General features: G+C 51.6%; 20 protein-coding genes. 3 read left to right on the forward strand and 17 right to left on the reverse strand.

All coding sequences use genetic code 11. The annotated features are described in order from the left end of the window. Positions 1–14: 14 nt before the first annotated feature. The 3 genes from GBC03_22295 to GBC03_22305 are packed head-to-tail and all read left to right on the forward strand — an operon-like array spanning position 15 to position 2440. Positions 15–1361 (forward strand): bile acid:sodium symporter family protein, encoded by a 1347-nt coding sequence (locus GBC03_22295; protein ID QFS72737.1) that lies wholly within the window; start codon positions 15–17, stop codon positions 1359–1361. A 6-nt stretch (positions 1362–1367) separates the two neighbouring features. Next, positions 1368–1787 carry a heme-binding protein gene (locus GBC03_22300; protein QFS72738.1) on the forward strand — a complete coding sequence of 140 codons (420 nt, stop codon included), beginning with the start codon at positions 1368–1370 and terminating at the stop codon, positions 1785–1787. Continuing rightward, complete coding sequence (locus GBC03_22305) at positions 1784–2440, forward strand: Asp/Glu racemase (GenBank protein ID QFS72739.1); 657 nt, start codon at positions 1784–1786, stop codon at positions 2438–2440. Before GBC03_22300 ends, GBC03_22305 begins: the two co-directional genes overlap by 4 nt. 191 nt (positions 2441–2631) lie before the next feature. Here the strand turns inward: GBC03_22305 and GBC03_22310 are convergent, their stop codons facing one another. The 17 genes from GBC03_22310 to sdhC all read right to left on the reverse strand — a co-directional run bounded on the left by GBC03_22310 (position 2632) and on the right by sdhC (position 21113). Continuing rightward, the gene (locus GBC03_22310; protein ID QFS72740.1) at positions 2632–3687 is read right to left on the reverse strand and encodes an alcohol dehydrogenase catalytic domain-containing protein; all 1056 of its coding nucleotides are present in this window, start codon (positions 3685–3687) and stop codon (positions 2632–2634) included. A 124-nt stretch (positions 3688–3811) separates the two neighbouring features. Continuing rightward, complete coding sequence (locus GBC03_22315; GenBank protein ID QFS72741.1) at positions 3812–4081, reverse strand: HPr family phosphocarrier protein; 270 nt, start codon at positions 4079–4081, stop codon at positions 3812–3814. 20 nt (positions 4082–4101) lie between these two features. Then, positions 4102–4962: a class II aldolase gene (locus GBC03_22320; GenBank protein QFS72742.1), complete on the reverse strand. Its 861-nt coding sequence runs from the start codon at positions 4960–4962 to the stop codon at positions 4102–4104. Positions 4963–4973: 11 nt separating this feature from the next. Continuing rightward, positions 4974–5711 carry a UTRA domain-containing protein gene (locus tag GBC03_22325; GenBank protein ID QFS72743.1) on the reverse strand — a complete coding sequence of 246 codons (738 nt, stop codon included), beginning with the start codon at positions 5709–5711 and terminating at the stop codon, positions 4974–4976. A 178-nt stretch (positions 5712–5889) separates the two neighbouring features. Further along, positions 5890–6924, reverse strand: coding sequence for an alcohol dehydrogenase catalytic domain-containing protein (locus GBC03_22330; protein ID QFS72744.1), 1035 nt, complete (start codon positions 6922–6924; stop codon positions 5890–5892). Next, on the reverse strand, positions 6924–8468 hold the full coding sequence (locus tag GBC03_22335; GenBank protein ID QFS72745.1) for a hypothetical protein: 1545 nt from the start codon (positions 8466–8468) through the stop codon (positions 6924–6926). Before GBC03_22335 ends, GBC03_22330 begins: the two co-directional genes overlap by 1 nt. Before the next feature lie 48 nt (positions 8469–8516). Further along, positions 8517–9911 carry a PTS galactitol transporter subunit IIC gene (locus GBC03_22340; protein QFS74103.1) on the reverse strand — a complete coding sequence of 465 codons (1395 nt, stop codon included), beginning with the start codon at positions 9909–9911 and terminating at the stop codon, positions 8517–8519. 11 nt (positions 9912–9922) lie between these two features. After that, entirely contained in the window at positions 9923–10204 is a 282-nt protein-coding gene (locus GBC03_22345) for a PTS sugar transporter subunit IIB (protein QFS72746.1), read from the reverse strand. 164 nt (positions 10205–10368) lie between these two features. Further along, a complete protein-coding gene (locus GBC03_22350; GenBank protein QFS72747.1) occupies positions 10369–10833 on the reverse strand; it encodes a hypothetical protein in 465 nt (154 codons plus the stop codon). A gap of 539 nt (positions 10834–11372) precedes the next feature. Further along, complete coding sequence (gene sucD, locus GBC03_22355) at positions 11373–12242, reverse strand: succinate--CoA ligase subunit alpha (protein QFS72748.1); 870 nt, start codon at positions 12240–12242, stop codon at positions 11373–11375. Beyond that, the gene (gene sucC, locus GBC03_22360; protein ID QFS72749.1) at positions 12242–13408 is read right to left on the reverse strand and encodes an ADP-forming succinate--CoA ligase subunit beta; all 1167 of its coding nucleotides are present in this window, start codon (positions 13406–13408) and stop codon (positions 12242–12244) included. Before sucC ends, sucD begins: the two co-directional genes overlap by 1 nt. A gap of 145 nt (positions 13409–13553) precedes the next feature. Continuing rightward, positions 13554–14780, reverse strand: coding sequence for a 2-oxoglutarate dehydrogenase complex dihydrolipoyllysine-residue succinyltransferase (gene odhB / locus GBC03_22365; protein QFS72750.1), 1227 nt, complete (start codon positions 14778–14780; stop codon positions 13554–13556). 14 nt (positions 14781–14794) lie between these two features. Then, on the reverse strand, positions 14795–17596 hold the full coding sequence (sucA, locus tag GBC03_22370; GenBank protein ID QFS72751.1) for a 2-oxoglutarate dehydrogenase E1 component: 2802 nt from the start codon (positions 17594–17596) through the stop codon (positions 14795–14797). Between the two features lie 288 nt (positions 17597–17884). Then, a complete protein-coding gene (gene sdhB, locus GBC03_22375) occupies positions 17885–18601 on the reverse strand; it encodes a succinate dehydrogenase iron-sulfur subunit (protein ID QFS72752.1) in 717 nt (238 codons plus the stop codon). Positions 18602–18616: 15 nt separating this feature from the next. Next, on the reverse strand, positions 18617–20383 hold the full coding sequence (gene sdhA / locus GBC03_22380) for a succinate dehydrogenase flavoprotein subunit (protein QFS72753.1): 1767 nt from the start codon (positions 20381–20383) through the stop codon (positions 18617–18619). Continuing rightward, the gene (gene sdhD / locus GBC03_22385; protein ID QFS72754.1) at positions 20383–20730 is read right to left on the reverse strand and encodes a succinate dehydrogenase membrane anchor subunit; all 348 of its coding nucleotides are present in this window, start codon (positions 20728–20730) and stop codon (positions 20383–20385) included. Before sdhD ends, sdhA begins: the two co-directional genes overlap by 1 nt. Next, positions 20724–21113 (reverse strand): succinate dehydrogenase cytochrome b556 subunit, encoded by a 390-nt coding sequence (gene sdhC / locus GBC03_22390; protein ID QFS72755.1) that lies wholly within the window; start codon positions 21111–21113, stop codon positions 20724–20726. The genes sdhD and sdhC overlap by 7 nt, the downstream gene beginning before the upstream one ends. Between the last annotated feature and the right edge of the window lie 609 nt (positions 21114–21722).

Genomic DNA, 21722 nt, shown 5'->3' on the forward strand with positions numbered 1-21722 from the left:
AAGGACATTTCATCATGACTATCACGACCGTTATTCACAAAACCGGACTGGGCGTCTGCATCGCCGGTGGCGCACTGGCGGCAATTGGCGCGCTGATGCAGTCTCCTGCCCTCTGGCAGCCGGGGCTGGTGATGCTGACAGCAGGCTTCGCGGCAGGCGCGGGTTATTGGCCTGGTCTTCGCAGCTATCAGTTTACCCTGTGGATCATCGCCGGCTTTGTCGCCGCGATGACCTGGTCAACCGATCTGATCGTCTGGGGCGGATTCAACATCACGCATAAGTGGATCGTCTTCTTAGTGATCCAGGCGACCATGTTCAGTATGGGCACCAAACTCACGATTCAGGATTTTATCGACGTTGCCAAAATGCCATGGGCGGTGTTCATCGGCACCTTCTGTCATTTCGTCATCATGCCTTTGCTTGGCCTGAGCATCACGCTGCTCTTTGACTTCCCGCCGGAAGTGGCAGTGGGCATTCTACTGATTGGTTCCTGCCCCAGCGGGCTCTCCTCCACTGTGATGGTGTATATCGCTAACGCCAACCTGGCGCTGGCGGTCTCTATTGCCGCCGTCTCGACGCTGGCGGCGACGGTGATGACGCCGCTGTGGGTGAATCTGCTGGCTGGATCGATGATCGACATCCAGCTCACCGCGATGGTGATGGACGTGGTGAAAATCGTGCTGATCCCAATTGGCGCGGCGATTTTACACGACTACCTGAAAACCTATGCCGGTGTGCAGGGGCGTCGTACCGTGCAAATTCTGGCCGGGATCAGCGCCGTCTGGCTGCTGTATATGATTGCCGGCGGTTGGGACTCGCTGTTTGGCAGCGCCAGCGCTGACGCACAAATGTACGCGGTCGTGCTGAACTTTGTGGCAGGCGGGATTATCTGGTCGCTGTTCTACAACTGGCTGTACAGCCGCGTGGACGGCGTTAAGAAAGTCATGCCGACCATCTCAATGATGGGCATCATTTTCTTTACCACCACCGCGGCGGCTGCCGGACGCGACAACCTGGTGCAGGTCGGTTTCCTGCTCTGCTTCGCCATGCTGATGCACAACCTCGGCGGCTTCCTGATTGGCTATCTGATGAGCCGCTGGATCTTCCGTATGGATGTCCAGTCTGCGCGGACGGTGGCCTTCGAAGTCGGTCTGCAAAACGGCGGTATGGCGTCGGGTCTTGCTGCCGCGATGGGCAAACTGGCGACCGTCGGTCTCGCCTCTGCGGTCATGACGCCGCTTGGCAACGTCAGCGGCTCGCTGCTGGCTAACTACTGGCGCAAAAAAGATGCCCGACAAGCACAGGCCCTGAGTCAAAACACACCTGCTCAGCCAATATCAGAACCTCTGTCAAAAGGATAACCAGCAATGATGACGTTAACTCTGGAACAGGCACGACGCGCGGTGGACTGTGCGCTCGATCTCGCCAATACCCGTTATACGCAACGTCCGCTCAGCGTAGCAGTGTGCGACGCCAACGGTGAATTACTGAGCTTTGCCCGTATGGATAACGCCAAACTGTTAACCATTGAGCTGACACAGCGCAAAGCACGCACCAGCAGCCGTTTAGGCTGCACCACACAGGCGTTCCTACAACGCCTGCAAAAAGAGTCGCTGGATATCAGCTACTTTGCTGACCCACGTTTTACCGCGCTGCCCGGCGGTGTACCGATTCTTCACAACGGTAAATGCCTGGGGGCCGTCGCGGTCGGCGGACTGTCCGCGCAGGAAGATCACGATGCGGCCATGGCCGTTGCCGAAAGTTTGCTCAAGGAGATCGCAGAATGAAAAAGATCGCTATGCTTCACACCAGTTCCGCCACGCTCGCCATGATGCAGCAACTGATCGGGGACATCATGCCAGAGGCGGAAGTGATGCACCTGGTCGAAGAGTCGATGATCAAACAGGTGATGAAAGCCGGGGGCGTTACGCCGAACATTGCGGCACGCATTGCCGACTATGTTCACATTGCCGAAAAAGCAGACTGTGAGATTTTCATCACCGCCTGCTCGTCCATTGGCACAGCGGTAGAGCAGTGCCAGTTTATGACGCCGCTGCAACTTGCCCGTATCGACTGCGCGATGGTGGAAAACGCCATTAGCCTGGGTGAAAACATTGCCGTACTGGCCACCGTCGCCACCACGATGAAACCGACGCTGGAGTATGTGCAGCGCAAAGTACAGGCCAGCGGCAAGCCATGCTCGGTGACGCCGATATTGATGGAGGAGGCCTTCCACGCCCTGCTGGCGGGTGATATGGAGACCCACGACCGCATCGTCAGTGAAGGATTACACAGCGCCTATAAACAGGCCGATGTTGTGATGCTGGCACAGGCGTCGATGGCGCGCGTTCTGCAACAGCTTCCTCCTCCGCCCGTCCCGGTGATGACCTCACCAGAAAGCGGTATTCGCTGGCTGAAAACGCTGGCTGAAAGCGCGTAATGCTGGACGCCGGCTAAGCGGTAATCGCTGGCGGTGATTTTACACAAGAACGTTATCATAAGGTTAACTCTGGGCCCTGGCCTTTCAGGGCCCAGAAAAGACAGACACGATTACGCCTGCGTCTGTATGAGTGCGAATCACTTTTTCGCTACGATTCGATATCGCATAAAATCACGCACATGACTTATGGTCTATTCCTGCCTGCCAATGTCAATCAGGACTTTCACAAAGGGGTATTCGCGCTGGTAAAGACCCGGGAAGGTTGCGGGTGCATCCCTGAGGGCAATCCTTTTGGAGATGAGCGGCTTGATATCTATTTGCCCCGTATTCAGGTAGTGCGCTGATGTTTTCCATTCGCTGCCGGGAAACGGTGCCGAAATTGAATTCCATGAACCCAGCACTTTTAGCTCGCTACGAATGATCTTTTCAAAATTGAGTCGTGGGAAAGCAACGTCCCCATAGGGGATCCCCAGCAGAACAACGGCGCCGCCTTTTGCCGCCAGTAGTAGTGAACTGGCAATACCTGCTGCATTACCAGAGGACTCAATAACGACATCAACACCCAAGCCTTCTGTTAACGCATTAAAACGTGAGAGGTAATCCTCATCCTGAACAGTGAAAACATGATCTGCACCTGTTTCGCTGGCGATGGAAAGCTTATGTTCATCAGTATCAAATGCAAAAACTTCAGTTGCCCCGCTTATTTTTGCCCATTGCACCGCCAACAACCCGATGGTGCCACAGCCCACGACAGCAACACGGCTGCCTGCTTTTACATCGACCTGCCGAAAACCATGCACCACAACACTTGAAGGTTCGATAAAGCAGGCGGTTGCAAAATCCATCTCTTCGGACAATTTCAAAACGTTACGGGCCGGGACACAAATATACTCAGCAAACGCCCCTTTTATATGCCCTCCCAGTACTTTAAGGTCGACGCATTGCGAGTAGCGCCCCTGCTGGCAGAATGTACATTCAAAACAAGGGAAACAGTTGCAGGCAGTCACCCTGTCGCCATTTTTCAGGTCGCTAACAGCCGCTCCCACATCAACCACCACGCCAGAAAATTCGTGTCCCCAGGTGAGACCTGGATTATAGGAACCCAGCTTGCCAAAACGGGAAATATCAGAACCACAAATCCCCGCCACCTGAACTTTTATTAATACATCGTCTTCATTTTTTAAGAGCAGGTTTTCTGTTTCTTCATATCTGACATCCTGGACAGAATAGAGATTTAATGCTTTCATCTAATCACCTTTTTGTAATTAAAATGAATAAAAAAAGAATAGGGTATCCTGCGGGTAAATCCGCCATGCGTCATTAATACCTATATTGTTAATTCAGCTAAGCGCCCAGCAGGCGGTTCGGGTTTTACTCTTTTTCGCCGAAACCATCAGCAAAAGCGAGCTTTAACTCATTCATTAACTCATGTTCATCTTCACCATTGCAGATAAGATCCACCATCGTGTTACCTTTAACCCCGGCACCGAGAATACTCATCATACCTTTAATCTGAATTTCCTTACCGTTATTAATTAACGTTAATGACGAGGTATATTTCTTCACAATTTTGGCAAGGGATGCCGCTGGCCGCGCATGCAACCCGGTACTATTTACAACCTTGACACTTTGTCTAATCATTTTCGTCACTCATTTTCTGTTCAGGATGCTTTACGGAGAAATTGATGGCCTTTATTCATCATAAGGATTTTAGAATACACATCCTCTTCCACAGCCTGCTTGGCTGAGGACATAACGCGCGCCAGGTTGGCTTCATTATTATTTTGCTCATAGGCTTTACCGACAGAAGTGATAAACGCTTTGCGCAGATCGCTGGCGATATTTACCTTAGCCACATTGTAATTAACGAAACTGCGCAGCGTGTCTTCATCAATACCAGAGCCGCCATGGATGACCAGAGGGACAGGAGAGACTTCTGCAATTCTCTGCAACAATGGAATATCAATACGCGGAACATCATCCAAACCATGTACGTTGCCGATTGATACCGCAAGCATGTCGCAGCCCGTTTGCTCAACGAAGGTACGTACTTTTTCTGGTTCGGTTTTACAATCAGCCTCACTGACATGATCGTCTTCCTTACCTAAAATTGCCCCCAATTCAGCTTCAACGGGCACACCGTAAGACTTACAGAAATCAACTGCTGCGGCGGTAAAGGCAATATTCTCCTCAAAAGAAAAAGCTGCGCCATCAATCATAACGGAGGTAAATCCTGCACGAACAGCCTGTTTCACATCTTCAAATGTCTTTCCGTGATCGAGGTGAAGACTGACGGGCACGTCCATCTTATCGGCATGACGTTTTACAATCTCATAAATATAGTCATAGCCAGAAAGCTGCGCATTTGTCGGGGCAATCTGAATAAAGTTGGGTAGACCTGACCGTTCAATTGCATTAAGAATTGAGATTGTAGTTTCCAGATTCGTGGTATTGAACGCACCGGCAAGTACGCGCTTCTCACGGATACGGTCGAGCAAAATTTTTCCGTTAACTAATGGCATAGCATTATCCTCTATCGTCGTTGTAGAATAGTTCCTAAATAGTATTTATCCGATTTAAGCCAGACATTACCTAAATCAAACGGCATTTTATTTTCGAGAAAGACAAGTTGTTCCAGGTGCAAAACAGGTGCATCTTCATTAACCTCAAGATAATGTCCACGTTCGCTACCCACAATTTTCGCAGCATACCGACTTTCGGAATAAACAATTTTTTGTCCGGAAAGTTCTTCCACTGTAGGAAACAAATTTTGTTTATTAAAATCGATATCGGCGATGCCAGGACAAAGCGCCATATTGATTCTGTTCTCAATCAACATCACTCTTTCACCATCAACACTACGCACACGTTTCAGGTAGAGAATGGGAGCCCCTGGCTCAATTTTTAGTTTTTCAGCAACACTTTTTGACGCTTTCTCGATATATGAATCGATAACTTCGGTGGTAAAGGAGATATGCTGACTTTCAAGTGATTCAGCAAAAGAGAGTAACCCTTCACCCAGTGCATAAGAGATATTTTCTTTTTTGACAAACGTGCCCTTGCCCTGAACCTGAACGAGCAATCCTTCATTGACCAACATCGAGACCGCTTTTTTCACCGTTCCGCGACTGACGTGAAGGATGTCCATGATCTGATTTTCAGAAGGGATACGATCTCCTTTCCCCAATTCACCTTTGTAAATATTTTCGCGAATCCACTCCGACACCTGCATATACAGTGGAATTTCTGAATCTTTGAGTACTGAACTCATGTTGTGCTTCTCCTGTGTAGATCATCTGTATACAAGTATGAACAAGTCACGATATTACAGAGTTTTTGTCGAGATAACACTATGATCAACTCCACAGTTTTGAGCCTAACTCCCTGATGTCCATGTAACAAAAGATAATGAATTCCACGTACCCTGCCAGTAACCGGGGCGACTTATGTCATGCGTCAGCTTTGATAATGACTTTCAGAACGTCATTTTCCGGGTTTGCAGCAAACTTAATCGCGTCCTCCATACGGGAAAGAGGCCACGTATGCGTGATCATGTCTCGCGTATTGATCTTGTCTTTCTCCACAATCTCAATCGCTTCTTTCATTTCATAAGGCGTCAGTGAATAAGTCCCGACGATGGAAATCTCATCACGGAACAGACGTCCGGCATCGATCTCAACGACCGGATCCTTATCAAAGGGAGAAAAAACCACGATTCGACCACCGCGACGCACAACATTGACGGCCTGGGAAACCAGTGATGATACGCCAGCGGCAATAATCACTACATCCGGTCCTTTCCCTTGCGTTAATTCTGCAACCCGTGTTTCCAGATCTTCATTTGCTGGATCAATCGCGTAAGTCACCCCCACTTTCAGCGCCAACTCACGCTTAAACCGTGAGAGATCGGAGACAATGACCGTTGATGCCCCTTTCAGCGCCGCAAGCTGTGCGCTAACCAGGCCAATTGTGCCGGATCCCAGGACAAGGACGGTATCCTTCGCATGGAGGTTGGCCGATTTCAGTCCATGTAAGCAGCAGGCAACTGGCTCAATCATTGCCGCGCGATCCCAGTCGAGAGAGTCGATAATCCGGTGTGTTAAGTGTTCGACGTGCATCCGGGGGAGACGAATGAACTCGCTAAAACCGCCGGGCTCGAAACTGGTTTTTTTAAACTGATCGCAGAGGGTGAAAAATCCGCGGTCACAGTAATGGCAGTTAAAGCACGGCACATGAATTGCCGTAACGACGCGCTCCCCTACTTTATAGCGTGTGACCTCTTTTCCGACTTTCACCACTTCGCCGGAAACCTCGTGGCCGAGAATAATCGGCCCCGTGACAGTTTGATGCTGCGCTTTATGAATATCGGTGCCGCACAGGCCGCAGGAGTGCATTTTAATGAGCATGTCGCCGTCCCCCACTTCCGGCACATCGACATCTTCATAACGAATATCATCTTTGCTGTAATAAACGCTGGCTTTCATTAGTTAACTCCATAACAAAGATGCTCAGTCCGCATCTTGGATTCATAAAGCGGTTTATAAACCTGGGTATACATCTGCTGATAATGCGCAACGCAAGCAGACTCAGGGTGGTAACGTTTCTGCCGTTCTGGTGCGGTGATAGCCTCACTCTCGATATTCACCCCGACTGCTTTTGCTGCAAGAATCGCCGCACCTTTACTGACCGCCTCATCGACATTACAGGCAACAATCTCGCGATTGAGAATATTGGCCTTAAGCTGTAGCCAATACGGATTCTTACAAGCAGCCCCGATGACGTTAACCTCCGGATAAGTCCGTCCGGTTAAGGTTTCATAGAGCTCGAGAAGGTTACGTAATTCAAAGCACAGTCCTTGAAATACAAAGCGCAAAATATCTTCCGGACGGGATTGATCATCGAGGCCGTAGATCAATGCTCTGGACCCGGTATTTCTGTCCGGTGGCCCGCTTCCACGCAGGTGAGGAATGAAGATGCCATCCATTTTCTTCGCGGTGGCCAGATCTTTATCGTTACGCAGGGTATCGACCATTCTCAAAAATTCGGCCATATCAAGCTCAAACAGATTTCTGAACCATTCAATGGCATATCCCGCCGACGGCAACGAGGCATAAAGTGAATGCAATCCAGGCAGAACATGAACCCCATTCGATACACGCGCCTGGAAGAAATGTTCGGTGTTGTTAACCGTGTCTGTCACGACCAGCAACCCCTCGGTTGTGCCGGTAGAGTTGAGGATCTGACTTTCATTACACAGCCCTACGGCAACCGAGCCACACATATGGTCGTGTCCGGCAATCGCGACGCAGGCCTCTTTTGGTACTCCAGTTAAAACAGAAACTTCTTGTGTCAAATGGCCTATCGCCTCTCCAGCCTGAACCAGAGGGCTGAACAGTGAAGAAGAGAGATCAACGGCAGCGAGCAGTTTGTCGTCCCACGTTTTCTGAGTGATATTCAGCGCCATCGTGCGTGAGGCAAGAGAGTATTCGGAGCGCTTCACGCCTGATAATTTGAACGCGATGTACTCGGCAAGGCAGAGCCATTTTTTGCCCTGCCTGGCCTGTTCAACATTGTCATGCAGCCATTTAATCTTATTGATGCTGTAGTTAGAATGCGCCGGAATACCGGTAATCTCATAGATACTTTTCATCTCCAGCGCTGCCAGAATCTTTTCCAGTTGCGGCTGAGGCCGTGTGTCGTACCAGGTCAACGCGGGGCCAATCAGATTATCCGATTCATCAAGCAACACCCCGGCTTCGCCAACGCTGGCAACCGCGATAGCTTTTATATTGAACGTATCATTAATCCTGTCGGTGATGGTTTTCAGACCGTGAACCACGCCGTCCCATATCAGGCGAACATCAAACACAGCGTTATCACCCTCGATATTTTTTGGCGTTTTAAAACTGTACTCATTAACCAATTCAAGAGACGGAAACTGGAATAAACAGACCTTACAATTCGTTGTGCCAATATCGATTCCGATCGTATACATCACTCTCCCCTTCTTTTGGGCAAGGGACTTCATTTATTTATATTCTGAAGCAGAAAGTATTCTGCTTCAGAATAGGTTGAGTTATTTTATTACCGGTACATCCGTGGTCGTTGATTGACTATTTTCTGCGGCTTCATCTGCCTGGAGTTGTTTTTTGGTCACCCGATACAACCATAAACAGAGCAGGAAGATAACCGGAATTAAGGCCAGCGCAATACCATTACCTTCAAAGACTTTTACCGCCCAGAACCGATAGGGATTACCGCCGTCCAACAGACTTGAAATTTCACCATCCGTTTTAATCGGGAAATTCATATCTTTGGCTATTTTCGTCAGAATTGGTGCTGCCGCCGAAGCCACATAAAGATTCACAGCAAGGCAGGGAATACCAATAATAAATGCCCGCACTATATTGCCACGACACGCGAGCACCACCATTGAGATAGGCACCCAAATATTGGCAAGGTCACCTAACGGAAGCAGTCGGTTACCCGGTAAAACAACCGCCAACAGTACGCCAACCGGAATTAACAACAATGCGGTGGACAGAACCGATGGATGACCAACCGCAACAGCGATATCCAGGCCGATGTAAAGATCATGACGGTCAGGGTAACGCTTGCGCAGGAAGGTACGAACGGCGTCCGACAGCGGCAGCAATCCTTCCATTAACAGTTTTACCATTCTCGGCATGATCAACATGACGGCACCGAGGCTCATCGCAAGGTTGAGTACGCCCTTCAGATCATATTCTGCCAACAGGCCAATCCCTGCCCCCAGAATCACGCCCAGCATCATTGGCTCGCCAAAAACACCGAAGCGTTTCTGAATCTGATCCGGGTCTGCATTCAGTTTGTTAATCCCCGGTATTTTGTCGAGGACCATATTTCCCAGCACACCAATCGGGAAAAAGATCACGGATGAGAGCGTTGGCAGTGAAATTCCCGGCAAATTGAAATACTTCTGAATCATTGGCGCGCACCAGTCAGCCATCACGAACGTTAAGGCAGCAGTCGCACCGGCAATCAGCAAACCAAAGAAGAAGTTGCCCGTCACGCCGTACACCATCGCGCCAACCATCGAGAAGTGCCAGAAATTCCAGACATCGATATCGACCGTTTTGGTCCAGTTCAGCGTCAACATCAATATGTTAATACCGATAGTCATAGGAACAACAAACGGCGCAACCTGTGATGCCCAGGCAATAGCCGCAAGCGGCGTCCAACCCAGATCCACCACGGGAAGATCAATCCCTGTATGGCTGACCATCTCTTTTGCTGCTGGCCCAAGGCTGTCGATGAGTAAGCCAAAGACCAGAAAAATACCGATAAACCCCATGCCAATAGTCAACGCCGAACGTAAGGCTCGGCTAAACCCTGTTTGCAGACACATTGCCATGATAAAAATGATTATCGGCAACATGATCGTCGGACCTAATCCCAGAATAAACTGGACGGCGGAAAATACTTTATCCATCATGCTTACCTTTATTGTTTAAGGATGGCGACGATCTTTTCCAGTAATTCCTCTTCCCCGAATCCGGTCAGAAGCGGAAGCCCATTAAGAACGGGGGTTTTTAATTCCGTTTTAACGGCAGAAGTCACAATAATTAAATCTGCCATTCCATCCTGTTTGTTAATAGTGCCGATATTGGACTGAATAGGTTCGATATTAATTCCGTTGTTTTTGCAATACTGAACCACTTTTTCTGTTGCAACGGCTGATGTAGCAATACCGCTAGTGCATGCAAAAATAATTTTCTTATTCATAACAATCTCCGGGTACAGTTATTAAAATGACGACCTGTACGCAAAATCATTCAAGTTGCATCAAGACGGCAAGTGAACGAATCCCGATGAGCTTACGCAAGTAAGTGATTCGGGTGAGCACACGCAGCCAACGCAGAGACAGGTTGAAGGATGACGCGTATATTTTAATTAATGACTTCTTCGAGTAATTTCTTTACCTCATCAGGTGAATGGGTTTTTAGAATGGCATCCATTTTCTCGGTTTGTCTGAATAAGCCGATAAGCTTCATCAGAAAGTCAATGTGGGCATCTTTCTCTTTCAGGAGCAGGAAAAAAATAACGTGCACGGTCATCTCTTCATCAGGATCTTCAGCCTGCTTAAACGTAATCCCTTCCGGGCAGGTGACCACAACAAGTTGTTCGCGCTTCACATGTTCAATATCAACATGCGGAATGGCGACGCCCATCGTCTCCAGTTGCATCGCCGTGGGATTGTTCTCTTCTCGGTTGATTAACGCCTGTAAGTAAGTTCCCTCTACAATATTTTTCTCACATAACAATGAGTTAACTTCATAAAATAATGCTTCACGGTTCACAGATGGAGAGTTTAAAAGGATAAAATCACTGTCAAGGCTGGTGGCAATCGACATAAAAACACCTCTGCTCCCTTAAAAATTTTCATTTAACATATCTACTGTCGGTCATGGTTGTACATAGACAACTATGTTCAAGTGACTTAAAGCTATACCTCGTACGATTTCGCTTCAATAGTAGCGACGTTTTTTTGTGCGGTGCTTCACACTAAAAATTCCCCCTGTTAAGGTAGTCATTTTTTTCATCTAAAAAACAATGCATTAAAAACAATCGCCATCAGTTCTGTCGCTTAACCACGAAGGCAGATCCTGTCAGACAAGTCGATTCCGTTAGGAACACGCTGCAGTGATGCGAGTAAAAGACCGTTCGGGTTTACTGACAATCGATACTGACCGGCTAGTTCAGAGATAGATGAGAGGTGATGAATGAGAAAAGAAAATGGTGTACCTGCTTTTCCGGATTACAACACATTCAAAAATAAGGACAAAAAAAAGGCCATCATCAGATGGCCAACCATGTCGAAACTGGACCAGTCTTTGCCCCTTCATCACGGGTAAATGAAGGGGAGTAGACTGTTTTATTGCTTATTTGAGTCTTACTTAATCACGGCTTTCAGCGCTTCGCCGATATCGGCGAGGCTGCGAACGGTTTTCACGCCAGCAGCTTCCAGGGCAGCAAATTTCTCATCTGCTGTCCCTTTACCCCCAGCGATGATGGCCCCTGCGTGACCCATGCGCTTGCCTTTCGGCGCGGTCACACCGGCGATGTAGCCAACCACCGGTTTGGTGACGTGATCTTTAATGTAAGCAGCCGCTTCTTCTTCTGCGCTACCGCCGATCTCACCGATCATCACGATCGCTTCGGTCTGCGGATCTTCCTGGAACAGTTTCAGGATGTCGATAAAGTTAGAGCCCGGGATCGGGTCGCCGCCGATGCCCACACAGGTGGACTGGCCGAAACCGTAGTCGGTGGTCTGCTTAACCGCTTCATAGGTCAGCGTACCGGAGCGGGAGACGATACCCACTTTACCTGGCTTATGGATGTGACCCGGCATGATGCCGATTTTGCATTCGCCAGGGGTGATAACGCCCGGGCAGTTCGGCCCGATCATGCGTACGCCGGCTTCATCCAGTTTCACCTTCACGGTCAGCATATCCAGCGTTGGGATACCTTCGGTGATAGTGATGATGAGTTTGATACCTGCGTCGATCGCTTCCAGAATGGAGTCTTTGCAGAACGGTGCCGGAACGTAGATAACCGTTGCGGTTGCGCCCGTTGCTTCAACCGCTTCACGCACGGTGTTGAACACTGGCAGACCCAGGTGCGTGGTACCGCCTTTACCTGGCGTTACGCCGCCAACCATCTGCGTACCGTAAGCAATCGCCTGTTCGGAGTGGAACGTCCCCTGGCTACCGGTAAAACCCTGACAGATAACCTTGGTGTTTTTATTGATTAAAACAGACATTATTTCCCCTCCACTGCGGCAACAACCTGCTGAGCTGCATCCGTCAGACTTTTCGCTGCAATAATATTCAGGCCGCTGTCAGCCAGTTTCTTCGCGCCGAGTTCGGCGTTGTTGCCTTCCAGACGAACCACGACCGGTACGTTAACACCCACTTCCGCTACCGCACCGATGATGCCGTCAGCGATCAGATCGCAGCGCACAATACCGCCGAAGATGTTAACCAGAACCGCTTTAACGTTGTCGTCAGAGAGGATAATTTTGAACGCTTCGGTCACACGCTCTTTGGTTGCGCCGCCGCCAACGTCAAGGAAGTTAGCCGGTTCGCCGCCGTGCAGTTTCACGATGTCCATGGTGCCCATCGCCAGACCCGCGCCGTTAACCATACAGCCGATGTTGCCATCCAGTGCGACGTAGTTCAGTTCCCACTGCGCAGCCTGCGCTTCACGCGGATCTTCCTGAGACTGATCGCGCATTTCACGCAGATCCGGCTGGCGGAACAGCGCGTTGCCGTCAGCGCCCAGTTTGCCGTCGAGGCAGATCAGATCGCCCTGCTTAGTGATAACCAGCGGGTTGATTTCGATCAGCGCCAGGTCGCGCTCAAGGAAAATCGTCGCCAGACCCATGAAGATTTTGGTGAATTGCTGAACCAGTTTGCCTTCCAGACCCAGTTTGAACGCCAGCTCGCGTCCCTGATACGGCATTGGGCCGGTCAGCGGATCGAGCGCAACTTTGTGGATCAGGTGCGGGGTTTCTTCCGCGACTTTTTCAATTTCTACGCCGCCTTCGGTGGAGGCCATGAAAACCACGCGACGGGAGCTACGGTCAACCACCGCGCCCAGGTACAGCTCTTTATCGATATCGGTCGCTGCTTCAACCAGAATCTGGTTTACCGGTTGACCGTTGGCGTCTGTTTGATAGGTCACCAGACGTTTGCCCAGCCAGTGTTCAGCAAAAGCGCGAATCTCTTCTTTGCTTTTGACCACTTTCACACCGCCCGCTTTACCACGGCCACCCGCGTGAACCTGACATTTTACTACCCACGGACCTGCACCGATTTTCGATGCCGCTTCTTCAGCTTCACGCGGAGTAGTACAGGCATAACCCACCGGCGCCGGTAAGCCATAGCGGGCAAAAAGTTGTTTTGCCTGGTATTCATGTAAGTTCATGTGTTCTGTCCATCCTTCAGGTAATCGTTATCTTTAAACCGTAGGCCTGATAAGACGCGGGAGCGTCGCCATCAGGCATCTCATCAATGCCGGATGGCGGCGTAAACGCCTTATCCGGCCTACGGGCAGGTGATACTCTTGTTTACTACACGTCCAGCAGCAGACGTGTCGGATCTTCCAGCAGTTCTTTAATCGCCACCAGGAAGCCCACGGATTCGCGACCATCGATCAGGCGGTGATCGTAGGACAGCGCCAGGTACATCATCGGCAGGATTTCCACCTTGCCATCTACCGCCATCGGACGATCTTTAATCGCGTGCATCCCGAGGATCGCGCTCTGCGGCGGGTTGATGATCGGCGTGGACATCAGGGAACCGAACACACCACCGTTGGTGATGGTGAAGTTACCGCCCGTCAGATCTTCTACCGTCAGCTTGCCGTCACGACCTTTGATTGCCAGCGTCTTGATGTTTTTCTCGATGTCAGCCATACCCAGCGTATCAACGTCACGCAGAACCGGGGTCACCAGACCGCGCGGCGTAGAAACCGCCATGCTCACGTCGAAGTAGTTGTGATACACCACGTCGTCGCCATCGATAGAGGCGTTCACTTCCGGATAGCGTTTCAGCGCTTCCACCACGGCCTTCACGTAGAAGGACATGAAGCCCAGACGGATGCCGTGACGTTTTTCAAACGCTTCACCGTACTGCTTACGCAGATCCATAATTGGCTTCATGTTGACTTCGTTGAAGGTCGTCAGCATGGCGGTGGAGTTTTTCGCTTCCAGCAGACGCTCGGCAACGCGTTTGCGCAGACGGGTCATCGGTACGCGTTTTTCGCTGCGCGCACCCAGAACTGGCTGTGCAGCTGCAGCAGGCGCGGCTGATGCGGCTTTGGCCTCGGCTTTCGCAGGCGCTTTTGCCAGGTGCTTATCCACATCTTCACGGGTGATGCGACCACCTACACCGGTGCCTTTGATAGCACTGGCGTCGAGGTTGTGCTCAGCCAGCAGGCGACGGATCGCCGGGCTCAGCGCATCGTTGTTTTGTTCTTCCAGAGAGGCCTGCTGACGCTGCGCCGGGGTGGACGCTTTTTCTTCAGACTTCGCGCTGGTTTCTTTACCGGCGCTGTTGCCTTCACGCAGGCGACCCAGGATCTGGCGCGAAGTCACGGTCGTGCCTTCATCTTCCAGAACCGCATCCAGAATGCCGTCCGCTGATGCCGGTACTTCCAGTACCACTTTGTCAGTTTCGATTTCTACCAGCACTTCGTCACGAACCACTGCATCACCCGGTTTTTTGTGCCAGGTGGCAACAGTCGCGTCCGCTACGGACTCAGGCAGGTCGGGAACAAGAATATCTACGCTACTCATTATTTATCCTTTAATTAATCGACGTTCAGCGCGTCATTAACCAGATCTTGTTGCTGTTTCTGGTGAACGGACATATACCCTACCGCCGGAGAGGCGGAGGCCGGGCGACCTGCATAACGCAGAGCGGACCCAAATGGAATTACTTCACGGAAATGATGCTGGCTGCAGTACCATGCGCCCTGGTTGAGCGGCTCTTCCTGGCACCAGACAAAATCATGTACGTGAGCGTACTGTTTTAATACTTCCTGCATCGCCTGATGCGGGAAAGGATAGAGTTGTTCGATGCGCACAATGGCGACATCTTTCTGGTTGTTCTTGCGACGCTGTTCCAGTAGGTCGTAATAAACCTTACCAGAACACATCACCACGCGCTTCACGCCTTTCGGATCGAGGTCATCAACTTCGCCGATGGCCGGCATGAAGGTGCCGTTAGCCAGTTCATCCAGACTGGAGACGGCCAGCGGATGGCGCAGCAGCGATTTCGGCGACATGACCACCAGCGGACGACGCATTCCGCGCAGCGCCTGACGACGCAGCATGTGATACACCTGTGCCGGGGTAGACGGTACGCACACCTGCATGTTTTGCTCGGCGCAAAGCTGCAGATAACGTTCCAGACGCGCGGAGGAGTGCTCCGGCCCCTGCCCTTCGTAACCGTGCGGCAGCAGCATCACCAGGCCACACATCCGGCCCCATTTCTGCTCGCCGGAGGAGATGAACTGATCGATAACCACCTGTGCACCGTTGGCGAAGTCACCGAACTGCGCTTCCCAGATAGTCAGGGTACGCGGTTCCGCCGTGGCGTAGCCGTATTCGAATGCCAGTACCGCTTCTTCAGACAGCACGGAGTCCCAGACGCGGAAGGAACCCTGTCCGTTATGCACATGCTGCAGCGGGGTATAGGTTGAACCGTTCGCCTGGTTGTGAATAACCGCGTGACGGTGGAAGAAGGTGCCGCGACCTGAGTCCTCACCGGACAGACGAACCGGAATACCTTCATCAACCAGCGTGGCGTAGGCCAGATTCTCGGCGCCGCCCCAGTCGAACAGCTTCTCACCGGCGGCCATCGCCTGACGATCGCCGTAAATCTTCGCGACGCGTGACTGCATTTCCACCGCTTCCGGCACCGTACTGATGCGTTTCGCCAGTTCCTGCAGACGCTTCATCTCCACCTGGCTTGGGTAGTTTTCATCCCACTCGTGGTTGAGGTACGGCGACCAGGTAAAGGAGTGCATGTTCATCGGACGCCACTCTTTCACCACGCATTCGCCCGCGTCCAGCGCGTCGCGATACAGGTTGACCATTTCAGTGGCATCTTCCAGCGTCGCGACCTTATCCGCTTCCAGCTTATCAGCGTAGATTTTGCGCGGGGTCGGATGCTTTTTGATTTTCTGATACATCAGCGGCTGGGTTGCGCTCGGCTCGTCGGCTTCGTTGTGGCCGTGACGGCGGTAGCACACCAGATCGATGAAGACGTCGCGTTTGAAGGTGTTACGGAAGTCCAGCGCCAGACGCGTCACGAACGCGACCGCTTCCGGATCGTCCGCATTCACGTGGAAGATAGGCGCCTGTACCATTTTACCAATGTCGGTGCAGTACGGGGTGGAGCGGGCATCCAGCGGGTTAGAGGTGGTGAAGCCCACCTGATTGTTGATGACGATGCGAACGGTACCGCCCACTTCGTAACCCCGCGCTTTCGACATGTTCAGGGTTTCCTGAACCACGCCCTGCCCGGTGACCGCGGCGTCCCCGTGAATGGTGATCGGCAGGACTTTGTTGCTGCTGGGTTCGTCCAGTCGGTCCAGACGTGCACGCACGGAACCAATCACCACCGGGCTGACGATTTCCAGGTGCGACGGGTTAAACGCCAGCGCCAGGTGAACCAGACCGCCTTCGGTTTCGATATCTGACGAGAAGCCCATGTGGTACTTCACGTCACCGGTGCCGAGATGTTCTTTATGTTTGCCCGCAAATTCGTCGAACAGGTCCTGCGGTTTTTTACCCAACACGTTGACCAGTACGTTCAGACGACCACGGTGCGCCATCCCCAGCACCACTTCACGGGTGCCGCTGTTGCCAGCATGGCGGATCATCTCTTTGAGCATTGGAATTAACGCATCGCCGCCTTCCAGCGAGAAGCGTTTCGCCCCCGGGAATTTCGCGCCCAGGTAACGTTCCAGACCTTCTGCTGCGGTCAGTTCGCTCAGGAAGCGTTTTTTCTCTTCACCGCTGAATGCGGCGCGACCGGATTCGATCCGCTGTTGCAGCCAGCGTTTCTCTTCGGTGCTGGTGATGTGCATGTACTCAGCGCCAATCGGGCCGCAGTACGTTTGTTTGAGCGCAGAAATCAACTCACCCAGCTTCATCGTCTCTTTGCCGCCGGCAAAAGAACCTACGTTAAAGCTTTCCTGGAAATCGGCCTCTGTCAGATCGTGGAAGGAGGGATCCAGATCGGCCACAGTTTCTTGCTGCCACAGTCCCAGCGGATCGAGATTCGCATGCTGGTGACCACGGAAGCGATAAGCGTTAATGAGCTGCAGGACTTTTACCTGCTTCACATTGGTGTCAGGGTCGGAAATTGAAGAAGAGTAACGTGAGGCATCCTTCGCCAGACGACGGAAATAATCACGTGTTTTGGAATGGAATTGATCCGGTTTGACTCCGGTGCCAGGTAACTGCTGGAACGTCGAACGCCAGTTAGCGTCTACCGAGTCAGGATCGGTTAAGAAGTCTTCATAGAGCTGTTCTATCCAGCTCTGGTTTGCGCCAGAGAGGTAAGAAGAGTCCAACCAGGCTTTCAAAGCGCTGTTCTGCATCGTGATCCCTTAAGCATTTATATGCTTACTTCGCCGTGGATACTACCACGCATACGCCGTATGCGTGCCGGGGTTCACTTGTTACGGACTGTCGTGTGATCTGCGTCCGCTAAGGAACCTTTAAAAACTGTCAAACATAGGGGGCAGTTTTTAGAGGTTTCCTGCACTCATTTGCCGGATGGCGACCCCGTAGGCCTGATAAGCGAAGCGCCATCAGGCAAAATGTGCCGGAGGGCGACGTAAACGTCTTATCCGGCCTACAGGATTGCCACCGCGGGCAATGTCTACTTACGCACTACGTTGCAACAGCATCGACTTAATATGGCCGATGGCGCGCGTCGGGTTCAGTCCCTTAGGACATACACTGACGCAGTTCATGATGCTGTGACAGCGGAATACGCTGAATGCATCACTTATCCCTTCCAGACGGCTGTCGGTTTCAGTATCACGGCTGTCGATCAGGAAGCGATACGCAGCTAACAGACCTGCCGGGCCGATAAACTTATCCGGATTCCACCAGAAGGATGGGCAAGATGTTGAGCAGCATGCGCACAGAATACATTCATACAGCCCATCAAGTTTTTCACGCTGCTCAGGCATCTGTAAATGCTCGCGAGCTGGCGGATTTTGCCCATTATTCAATAAGTAAGGCTTAATCTTCTCATATTGTGCATAGAATTGCCCCATGTCTACTACCAAATCGCGGACCACCGGCAATCCGGGCAGCGGACGGATAACAATTTTCTTACCAGGCTGAACCAGCGCTGACACTGGCGTAATGCAAGCCAGACCGTTCTTCCCGTTCATGTTCACGCCGTCTGAACCGCACACGCCTTCACGGCAGGAGCGGCGGAAAGAGAGCGTGGGGTCTTTCTCTTTGAGCTGCATCAACGCGTCCAGCAGCATCATGTCGCGCCCTTCTTCGCCTTCCAGGGTGTAATCCTGCATGCGCGGAGCGTCATCAACATCCGGGTTATAGCGATAAATTGAAAACTCGAGTTTCATTGTCCTGTCTCCGCATTAGTAAGTACGAATCTTCGGCGGGAATGCCGGGCGCAGTTTCGGTTCCATGTTGACTTCACGTCGGGTCATGGATTCCGTCTCTGGCAGATACAGGGAATGGCACAGCCAGTTTGCATCATCACGCTCCGGGAAGTCGAAGCGGCTATGCGCGCCACGGCTTTCGGTACGGAAGTTGGCGGACACGGCGGTCGCGTAAGCCGTTTCCATCAGGTTATCCAGCTCCAGACACTCAACGCGCTGGGTGTTAAATTCGCTGGAGGTGTCGTCCAGACGGGCATTTTTCAAACGCTCGCGGATAGCTTTCAACTCTTCCAGCCCTTTCGCCATCGCATCGCCTTCACGGAAGACCGAGAAGTTATGCTGCATACATTCTTGCAGCGCTTTGCGAATCGCCACCGGATCTTCACCATCACGGTTGTTGTTCCAGCGGTTCAGACGCGCCAGGGAAGCATCGATTTCGTCTTCTGTGGCGTCGCGCAGTTCGCCCTGCTCGGCGATAGATTCCTGCAGATGCAGACCTGCCGCACGACCAAACACCACCAGATCCAGCAGCGAGTTACCGCCCAGACGGTTAGCACCGTGTACCGATACGCAGGCGATTTCACCCACGGCAAACAGCCCTGGGATCACCACGTCTTCACCCTGCTCGTTCACCGTCAGCGCCTGACCGGTCACTTTGGTCGGAATACCGCCCATCATATAGTGACAGGTTGGGATAACCGGAATCGGCTCTTTCACCGGGTCAACGTGCGCAAAGGTACGGGACAGTTCCAGGATACCCGGCAGACGGGATTCAAGAACGTCTTTACCCAGATGGTCGAGTTTCAGTTTAGCATGCGGGCCCCACGGGCCGTCGCAGCCGCGACCTTCACGGATTTCGATCATGATGGAACGCGCCACCACGTCACGACCCGCAAGGTCTTTCGCATTCGGGGCATAACGCTCCATAAAGCGCTCGCCGTGTTTGTTCAGCAGATAACCGCCCTCGCCGCGACAGCCTTCTGTCACCAGAACGCCCGCGCCGGCAATACCGGTGGGGTGGAACTGCCACATTTCCATATCCTGCACCGGCACGCCCGCGCGGATAGCCATACCCACGCCGTCACCGGTGTTAATGTGGGCGTTAGTGGTGGACTGATAGATACGGCCTGCGCCGCCGGTCGCCAGCACCGTAGCGCGGGCTTTGAAGTAGACCACTTCACCGGTTTCGATGCACAGTGCGGTACAACCGACCACCGCGCCATCGGCGTTTTTCACCAGATCCAGCGCATACCACTCGGAGAAAATCGTGGTGTGGTTTTTCAGGTTCTGCTGATACAGCGTATGCAGCAGCGCGTGACCGGTACGGTCAGCCGCCGCCGCGGTACGTGCCGCCTGCTCGCCGCCGAAGTTTTTCGACTGGCCGCCAAACGGACGCTGGTAAATTTTGCCATCGTCAAGACGGGAGAACGGCAGCCCCATGTGTTCCAGTTCCAGAATCGCTTCCGGGCCGGTTTTACACATATATTCGATCGCGTCCTGGTCACCGATGTAGTCCGACCCTTTAACGGTGTCGTACATGTGCCATTCCCAGTTATCTTCATGGGTATTACCGAGCGCAACGGTGATGCCACCCTGCGCGGAAACGGTATGGGAACGGGTCGGGAACACTTTGGACAGCAGCGCACAGGTCTGGCCGCTTTGGGAAATTTGCAGCGCTGCGCGCATACCTGCGCCGCCTGCACCAATGACTACAGCATCAAATTCTCTGACTGGCAGTTTCATTACACACCCCACACCACAACGAATCCATAAATCACGTAAACCACCAGTGCAACGACGATAGCCAGCTGCAGCGGCAAACGAATTGCCAGTGGTTTAACGTAGTCGGTCAACACCTGCCACATGCCGATCCAGGCATGAATCAAGATGGAGAAAAGTGCCAGCAGGGTGAAGACTTTGGTGAAAGCCGATGAGAAGAAACCGGTCCAGACTTCCCAGGTAAGTGAGCCGCTTGTAGCGAAGAAACCCACCATATAGATGATGTATAGCGTCAGAACGATAGCGGTAGCACGGACCAGGATGAAGTCATGTACGCCATTGCGTCCTAGTGCGGAGGCGTTGCTTACCATACGAGGACTCCTGCGAGAAGTGAAAGCACGACAGTGATAACAAAAGAGATTTTGGCAGAGCGTTTACCCGCTTCGAATGTTTCTTCCAGATAACCAAAATCCATCATCATGTGACGCACGCCGACCACGACGTGATACGCCAGCGCGGTGAGGATGCCCCACATAATAAATTTAACAAAAAAGCTACCCATGATGGCGGATGCCTGTTGGAATCCTTCAGGGGAAGAGAGGCTGGTGCCCAGTAACCACAACAGGATCCCGACCGCCACAAAGGTGATCACTCCGGAAACGCGATGGAGAATGGACGCTATCGCCGTGATTGGGAACCGGATCGTTTGTAGATCCAGATTGACAGGTCTTTGTTTTTTCACATTTCTTATCATGAATAACGCCCACATGCTGTTCTTATTATTCCCTTTGGACTTCGGGTACAGAGAGTGAATCTCCTGTAGCCTGAAAGACGACGGGATTTCCTTCCTCCGGTCTGCGTGCGGGTCAGACAGCGTCCTTTCTATAACTGCGCGTCATGTAAAACACTGCTTCCAGATGCTAAAACGACACGTTACAACGCTGGGTGGCTCGGGATTGCAGGGGTTTCCGGAGACCTGGCGGCAGTATAGGACGTTCACAAAATCATTACAATTAACCTACATATAGTTTGTCGGGTTTTATCCCGAACAGTGACACAGGTCACGATAACAACATTTATTTAATTTTTAATCATCTGATTTGACAATCATTAAACAAAGTTGTTACAAACAACACCAGAAAAAGCATATAATGCGTAAAAGTTATGGGGTCACTCTTTAACCTGCAAATAAGTTATGCAACAGTAGGAAGATATTGACCGATCCCTTCAGTACAGTTAATAGTGATAGACAGGTTGAATAATTCGGATTGCTAAGTTGTTGATTTGTTGCTAATTCACCATGAGTTAACTGATTTACCTGCAAGCGCCCATTGCTCTGTACCCTGGTTTTCTCCTCTATCCA

Origin of the sequence: Citrobacter telavivensis (assembly GCA_009363175.1) — a bacterium.
Classification (GTDB): domain Bacteria; phylum Pseudomonadota; class Gammaproteobacteria; order Enterobacterales; family Enterobacteriaceae; genus Citrobacter_A; species Citrobacter_A telavivensis.